General features: G+C 49.1%; 9 protein-coding genes. All 9 read left to right on the top strand.

Annotated elements, in window-relative coordinates; all coding sequences use genetic code 11:
• The first annotated feature begins 29 nt into the window (after window positions 1-29).
• Window positions 30-500, top strand: coding sequence for a F0F1 ATP synthase subunit B' (locus AC2JC8_RS03145; RefSeq protein WP_484399865.1), 471 nt, complete (start codon window positions 30-32; stop codon window positions 498-500).
• Window positions 497-1,012 (top strand): F0F1 ATP synthase subunit B, encoded by a 516-nt coding sequence (locus AC2JC8_RS03150; protein WP_484399864.1) that lies wholly within the window; start codon window positions 497-499, stop codon window positions 1,010-1,012. The genes AC2JC8_RS03145 and AC2JC8_RS03150 overlap by 4 nt, the downstream gene beginning before the upstream one ends.
• Before the next feature lie 4 nt (window positions 1,013-1,016).
• On the top strand, window positions 1,017-1,565 hold the full coding sequence (gene atpH, locus AC2JC8_RS03155) for an ATP synthase F1 subunit delta (protein WP_484399862.1): 549 nt from the start codon (window positions 1,017-1,019) through the stop codon (window positions 1,563-1,565).
• A 65-nt stretch (window positions 1,566-1,630) separates the two neighbouring features.
• Window positions 1,631-3,148, top strand: a complete 1,518-nt coding sequence (gene atpA / locus AC2JC8_RS03160; RefSeq protein ID WP_484399861.1) for a F0F1 ATP synthase subunit alpha — start codon at window positions 1,631-1,633, stop codon at window positions 3,146-3,148.
• A gap of 10 nt (window positions 3,149-3,158) precedes the next feature.
• The gene (locus AC2JC8_RS03165; RefSeq protein ID WP_484399860.1) at window positions 3,159-4,106 is read left to right on the top strand and encodes a F0F1 ATP synthase subunit gamma; all 948 of its coding nucleotides are present in this window, start codon (window positions 3,159-3,161) and stop codon (window positions 4,104-4,106) included.
• 2 nt (window positions 4,107-4,108) lie between these two features.
• Window positions 4,109-4,831: a TIGR02466 family protein gene (locus AC2JC8_RS03170; RefSeq protein ID WP_484399859.1), complete on the top strand. Its 723-nt coding sequence runs from the start codon at window positions 4,109-4,111 to the stop codon at window positions 4,829-4,831.
• A gap of 9 nt (window positions 4,832-4,840) precedes the next feature.
• On the top strand, window positions 4,841-5,164 hold the full coding sequence (locus AC2JC8_RS03175) for a 2Fe-2S iron-sulfur cluster-binding protein (RefSeq protein WP_295534760.1): 324 nt from the start codon (window positions 4,841-4,843) through the stop codon (window positions 5,162-5,164).
• A 19-nt stretch (window positions 5,165-5,183) separates the two neighbouring features.
• On the top strand, window positions 5,184-5,369 hold the full coding sequence (locus tag AC2JC8_RS03180) for a hypothetical protein (protein WP_484419975.1): 186 nt from the start codon (window positions 5,184-5,186) through the stop codon (window positions 5,367-5,369).
• The coding region (locus AC2JC8_RS03185; protein WP_484399856.1) for a DUF3326 domain-containing protein at window positions 5,366-6,460 on the top strand (1,095 nt) is incomplete at its 3' end. The genes AC2JC8_RS03180 and AC2JC8_RS03185, both read left to right, overlap by 4 nt.

Genomic DNA, 6,460 nt, shown 5'->3' on the forward strand with positions numbered 1-6,460 from the left:
TTTAACCCTGTCCCAGCGCCTCCGGTTCCATGCATAGCTGGCTAATGCTGGCCGAAGCAGCTGCCCCCAAGGGCGGTCTGTTCGATCTAGACGCCACCCTGCCCTTAATGGCAGTGCAAGTGGTGTTGCTCACTTTTATCCTAAACGCTCTGTTTTTCCAACCTGTTGGGAAAGCAGTTGAAGAGCGCGAGGGTTTTATAAGTTCCAGTCGCGCCCAGGCGAAGGAAAAGATTGCCCAAGCTGAACGTTTGGAGGTGGAACTCAAGGCGCAACTCCTTGAGGCCCGCAAGCAATCCCAGGCCCTTGTGCAAGAAGCAGAAATTGAGGTGGATCGTCTCTTCCGGGATGCCCTAGCTCTTGCTCAAGCTGATGCAAATGCCACTAAGGAGAAATCCCGAGTTCAAGTAGAGGCTCAAAAAGCTGAAGCTTTTGCTGGTATCGACATTCAAGCTACGAAGCTTGGTGCTGTGATAGTTGATCGCTTGCTAGCAGCAAAATGACAAGTATTTCTCCACTGTTGCTGGCAACCGAAGGGTTTAGCCTCAACACAAATATTTTTGACACCAACATCATCAACCTGATCATTGTGATCGTGGTGTTGGTTTGGTTCTTAAAGGGTTTTCTTGGCGGCATTCTCGAGCGTCGCCGTGAAGCGATCCTTGCGGATCTCAAAGACGCTGAAGAGCGTTTATTGATTGCTTCAAAAGCATTGGAACAGGGGCAACTTGAACTTGCGCAAGCTCAAGCAACCGCTCAAAAAATCCTTAGCGATGGTAAGAAGCGGGCGATGGCTATTCGTGAAGATAGCGAGATGCGCACCATCCAAGAAATGGCTCGCATCAGACAAGATGCTGTAGCCAATTTGAGTGCTGAAACAGCCAGAGTGGTGGAATTGCTAAGGCTTGAAACAGCCAGGTCTGCAGTTGAAAAAGCAATTGCAGCTCTACCAGGCAAGCTCAACGCATCCATCCAAGCCAAGTTGATAGATCGTTCCATCGAGGCACTCGGATAAACCAATGCCACTTCTTAATTCACTAGCAACCCCCTACGCTGACGCCCTTTTGCAGGTGGGCGATGGCCTTGGCCAGGCTGATCAGCTGGCTTTAGAAGCCAAATCTTTACTGGAAACTTGGTATAGCTCCACAGACCTTCAAGGGGCAATGCGATCTCCTGTCTTATCGCTTGACGGTAAGAAAAATGCCTTAATCGCGCTGTTTGGCTCTGAAATCAGCCCTTCGATGCTGAATTTGCTCAAGGTATTGGTGGATCGTCAGCGCATCGGCATCCTTGATTCTGTGCTCGGTCGTTTCCTTGAGCTTTACAGAGAGTTGCGGGGCATAACCCTCGCAACGGTTACGTCCGCCACGGCTTTATCTACGGAACAAGAGCAAAAACTTACTGAGAAGGTGAAGGCTTTAGCCGGCACCAACTCTGTAGAGGTAGATATAAATGTGGACGCCACCTTGATTGGTGGTTTTGTGGTGCGTCTTGGTTCTCAGGTAATCGATGCCAGCCTGCTTGGTCAGGTGAAGCGTCTTGGCCTGTCCCTGGCTCGGGCCGCCTGATCCCACAGTTTCAGTTACCCAGCTCTCCCGTTCCTTTCCCCTCCCCCTAATTCCGTTTTCCTGCCATGGTTTCCATCCGTCCCGACGAGATCAGCGCCATCCTCAAGCAGCAAATTGAGGACTACGACAAATCTGTTTCGGTTAGCAACGTGGGCACCGTGCTGCAGGTGGGTGACGGCATCGCCCGCATCTATGGCCTCGATCAGGTGATGTCTGGAGAGCTGGTGGTTTTTGAAGACGGCACCGAAGGATTAGCCCTCAATTTGGAAGATGACAACGTTGGTGTTGTGTTGATGGGGGAAGGGGTTGGAATTCAAGAAGGCAGCACTGTTAAAGCCACCGGCAAAATCGCTTCAGTGCCAGTAGGGCAAGCAATGCTCGGAAGAGTTGTTAACTCGCTTGGCTTACCACTTGATGGCAAAGGCGAAATTGCTACCACCGATTCACGTTTAATTGAATCGATGGCTCCTGGCATCATTCAGCGCAAATCGGTACACGAACCGATGCAAACCGGCATTACTGCCATCGATGCAATGATCCCCATCGGTAGGGGACAACGTGAATTGATAATTGGTGATCGCCAAACTGGTAAAAGTGCAATTGCGATCGACACCATCATCAACCAAAAAGGTGAAGATGTTGTTTGTGTATATGTATCTATCGGCCAAAAAGCAGCTTCAGTTGCCAACTTGGTGGAAGTGCTTCGCGAAAGAGGGGCCCTTGATTACACCGTAATCGTTGCTGCTAGCGCCTCAGAACCAGCATCTTTGCAATACCTTGCTCCATACACCGGTGCCGCTATTGCTGAGCACTTTATGTATCAAGGCAAAGCAACCTTGGTGATTTACGACGACCTCACCAAACAGGCTCAGGCCTATCGTCAAATGTCGCTTCTCCTGCGCCGTCCACCAGGTCGTGAGGCCTATCCAGGTGATGTTTTCTATTGCCATAGCCGCCTGTTAGAGCGTGCTGCAAAATTGTCTGATGCCATGGGTAAGGGCAGCATGACTGCTTTGCCTATCATCGAAACTCAAGCTGGTGATGTTTCCGCCTATATCCCAACCAACGTTATTTCGATTACAGATGGCCAGGTGTTCTTGAGTTCAGACCTCTTCAACTCTGGCTTGCGTCCTGCAATCAACGTTGGCATCTCTGTTAGCCGGGTGGGCGGCGCTGCTCAAACAAAAGCGATCAAGAAAATTGCAGGTACATTGAAGCTGGAACTTGCTCAATTTGATGAATTAGCGGCATTTTCGCAATTTGCATCTGATTTAGATGCAGCTACCCAAGCACAATTAGGCAGAGGTAAGCGGCTGAGAGAACTGCTTAAGCAGCCCCAATTCAGCCCCCTGATCCTTGCTGAACAGGTAGCGATCGTTTATGCCGGCACCAAAGGCTATTTAGATGAATTGCCCGTTGAAAAGGTTTCTGAGTTCGTGCGGGAACTTCGGGAATATCTCAAAGGTAGCCAAGCTGAATACATCAATGCAGTGCAAACTGAGAAGGTGTTGAGTGATGCTTCAGAGGCAACTCTTAAAGCTGCGATCAAGGAAGTTGTTGCCGGCCTTATGGTTGCGGCTTGAGGATTAAAAAATGGCAAACCTAAAAGATATTCGCGACCGTATTAGTTCGGTCAAAAATACGCGCAAAATTACTGAGGCAATGCGCTTAGTTGCCGCAGCCAAAGTGCGCAGGGCCCAAGATCAGGTGTTGCGTACTCGGCCTTTTGCTGATCGCCTAGCAAGGGTTTTGGAAAGTTTACAAGCTCGTATGGGTTTTGAAGTTGCAGATACTCCTTTATTGCAAACACGGGAGCCTCGCCACATAACTTTGGTTGCAATCACTGGTGATCGTGGTTTATGCGGTGGCTATAACGCAAACATAATCAAACGAACAGAACAGCGTTTTGCTGAGTTGAAGGCTGCTGGCCATGAGTTGTCTTTAATTACCATTGGCCGCAAGGTTGATGTTTATTTCCGTAATCGCAAATATCCAATCGTGAATAGTTTTATAGGGCTTAATCAAGTTCCCACTGCAGTTGAAGCCGGTGAAATTGCTCAGGTCTTACTAGCTGAATTCATTGGTGGCGGCACTGATCGGGTGGAATTAATTTTCACTAAATTCATTAATTTAGTGAATACAACCCCCGTTTATCAAACCTTGCTCCCCCTCGATCCGCAAGGTATCTCAAAGCCAGACGATGAGATTTTCCGGCTTACATCAAAGGCAGGCGGTTTTGCTGTGGAACGCGATACTTCTGCCAACACTCAGCCTAAACTTCAATCAGATATTATTTTTGAGCAAAGCCCCAGCGAACTGCTTGATTCACTGTTGCCTTTATATCTTCAAAATCAAATCTTGCGTTCATTGCAGGAGGCTTCTGCCAGTGAACTGGCAAGCCGGATGACAGCTATGAATAATGCAAGTGATAACGCTAAAACCTTAGCTAAATCACTTACTCTTGATTACAACAAAGCTCGCCAGGCTGCGATTACCCAGGAGATTTTAGAGGTTGTGGGAGGAGCTTCGGCAATGGCTTAAGGGTGAAACCTCAGCAGCAATTGATAATTCCTTTATTTCCAGTTGCAATTGCCACAGCTCAACTGCAACCCGATCCATTAGATACCGCCAGATTGCTGCAGCAGATGTTGGTTTGGCGTGGCGACGCAACAGGTAATTCCCAAGAGGGCTGCGCTTGGACCGGTGATCTTCACGGCTTACATCAATTCCATCTTTGCGAAGATGCTGCCTGGCTAGTTGATCAACTTGCTAACCAGGTTGCTATTTATTTAAAGCAATTAGGTTTTAAATCCGGTTGCTTATCTGTTCATATCCAACGCAGCTGGCCAGTGATTAGTGATCCTGGACAACTACTCGGCTGCCATCATCATCCCAATGCCCATTTAAGTGCCGTTTATTACTTAAATGGTGATGGCAGTGGTAAGTGCGGTGCCTTGCAGTTATTTAATCCTAGCCCCTTAAATGAATTAATTCCTGGAATGGCAGTAGGTGCTGACGCGCCCTTTGATTCCAGCGCTGTTTTAAACGTTCATCAACATCAGATCGCAGCTCAGGCTGGTTTATTGGTGTTGTTTCCAGCCAAGCTTGAACATGCCGTGCTTGAAAATCTCAGCCAAAACACAAGATTTTCAATTAGTTTTGATTTAGTTCTTACCGCTCCACCGGGCCCTACAACAGCGGAATATTTACCGCCACACCCCAGCCTTTGGGTACCACTACGGCAAGATGGTTTGCCAATGCCTTAAAGCTTTTTTATGGCCGCTACCTTTTCGATACGCATTCGCATCAAGGAGCAATTTGAATCCTTTAGCTGCTCTGCTGATCAAACTCTTCTCAGCGCAGCAGCAGCTGCCGGCATAGCTTTACCAAGCTCCTGCTGCGCTGGTGTGTGCACCACCTGTGCGGCTCGGATTGAATCGGGCAATGTTTATCAACCCGATGCGATGGGAGTGAAGCAAGAACTAAGAAATGAGGGATATGCCTTGATGTGTGTTGCTTACCCGCGCAGTGATCTGCAATTGTTAGCTGGTCAGGAGGATGCCCTCTACGAAGCTCAATTTGGCAAGTATCAAAAATGAAGCCCTTATCTAACAAACAGTGCTGAAATTATTATCTATTCAGTTGGAATTGGAAGTTCCCCTTTCGCAATGGCGTAGTAATCCCGCTGATTGTTGTCGCCGTGCATTGCTTAGCCGTGGTGAACCTTTGCGCTGGGCGATTACCGCGACTGAAGTGCAGGCTGAAGTGCAGTGGTTGCAGCTTGAGGCGGTATTAATTGTGTGATTAAGCCCCTCCCAACAATTTTAATTATCCCCACTGGGATTGCTTGCGAGCAGGGGGGATTTGCTGGCGATGCCCTGCCGGTAGCTCGTTTGCTTGCTGCAGCCAGCGGCTGCTTAATTAGCCACCCCAATGTGCTTAATGGGGCATCCCTTTATTGGAGTGATCGGCGCATTCACTACGTAGAGGGCTGGGCACTCGATGCATTTGCACGAGGCTATTGGCGCTTGAGTTCATGTAGAGCACAACGCATCGGTGTACTTTTTGATGCTGCTATCGAAGCAACTCTTTTATTAAGACACTTACAGGTGCTTGATGCTGCTCGCGCCACCCTTGGTTTGGATATTGGTCCTGTATTGGTAACAAACGGGCCTATTGGCGTAAGCGTTTGCCAAGGAGCTAGTGGTAGCAGCTGGGGGGAGCTTGAACATCCGCACCGCTTACTTCAAGCCGGTGAGCAACTCAAAGCTGCTGGTGCCACTGCTATTGCGGTGGTGGCTCGTTTCCCTGATGAATTGGACAGCAGCCAGCTGCAGGCCTATCGCTGCGGTGCTGGGGTTGATGCTTTGGCGGGGGCTGAGGCTTTGATTAGCCATCTACTGGTGCGAGAGCTTGGGATTCCTTGCGCCCATGCCCCGGCCTTAGCTCCTTTAGCTCCAATCAATGAATTAGACCCACGCGCTGCGGCAGAAGAATTAGGCCATACATTTTTACCTTGTGTGTTAGTTGGTTTAAGCCAAGCCCCTAATTTTCAACTTGCTACTAATCCTTGGCAGCCAGATGAATTGGCGATTGAACAGGTGGGGGCAGTGGTTGCGCCGGCTGGGGCGCTGGGGGGTGAAACGGTATTGCAAGCTTTGCAACGGCAGATACCTGTTATTGCTGTTGAAAGTAATAAGAGTCTTTTGCAGGTATCAGCTGCGGCGCTGGGTTGGGGAGAAGCTGATCACGAAACTAAAAACAATGTGTTGCATGCCAGTAGCTACAGCGAAGCAGCCGGCATGGTGTTAGCGCTACGGGAAGGCATCAACCCAAAAAGTTTGCATAGGCCACTTGCTATCGCAAGCAAGCCACTTGCTATCGCAAGCAAGCCA

This window comes from Synechococcus sp., from assembly GCF_982614295.1.

Excerpts from the sequence above, each read along its gene's own strand:
- AC2JC8_RS03165 (WP_484399860.1), top strand. The coding sequence starts at position 3,159 with ATGGCAAACCTAAAAGATATTCGCGACCGTATTAGTTCGGTCAAAAAT.
- AC2JC8_RS03175 (WP_295534760.1), top strand. The coding sequence starts at position 4,841 with ATGGCCGCTACCTTTTCGATACGCATTCGCATCAAGGAGCAATTTGAA.
- AC2JC8_RS03145 (WP_484399865.1), top strand. The coding sequence starts at position 30 with ATGCATAGCTGGCTAATGCTGGCCGAAGCAGCTGCCCCCAAGGGCGGT.
- atpH (WP_484399862.1), top strand. The coding sequence starts at position 1,017 with ATGCCACTTCTTAATTCACTAGCAACCCCCTACGCTGACGCCCTTTTG.
- atpA (WP_484399861.1), top strand. The coding sequence starts at position 1,631 with ATGGTTTCCATCCGTCCCGACGAGATCAGCGCCATCCTCAAGCAGCAA.
- AC2JC8_RS03150 (WP_484399864.1), top strand. The coding sequence starts at position 497 with ATGACAAGTATTTCTCCACTGTTGCTGGCAACCGAAGGGTTTAGCCTC.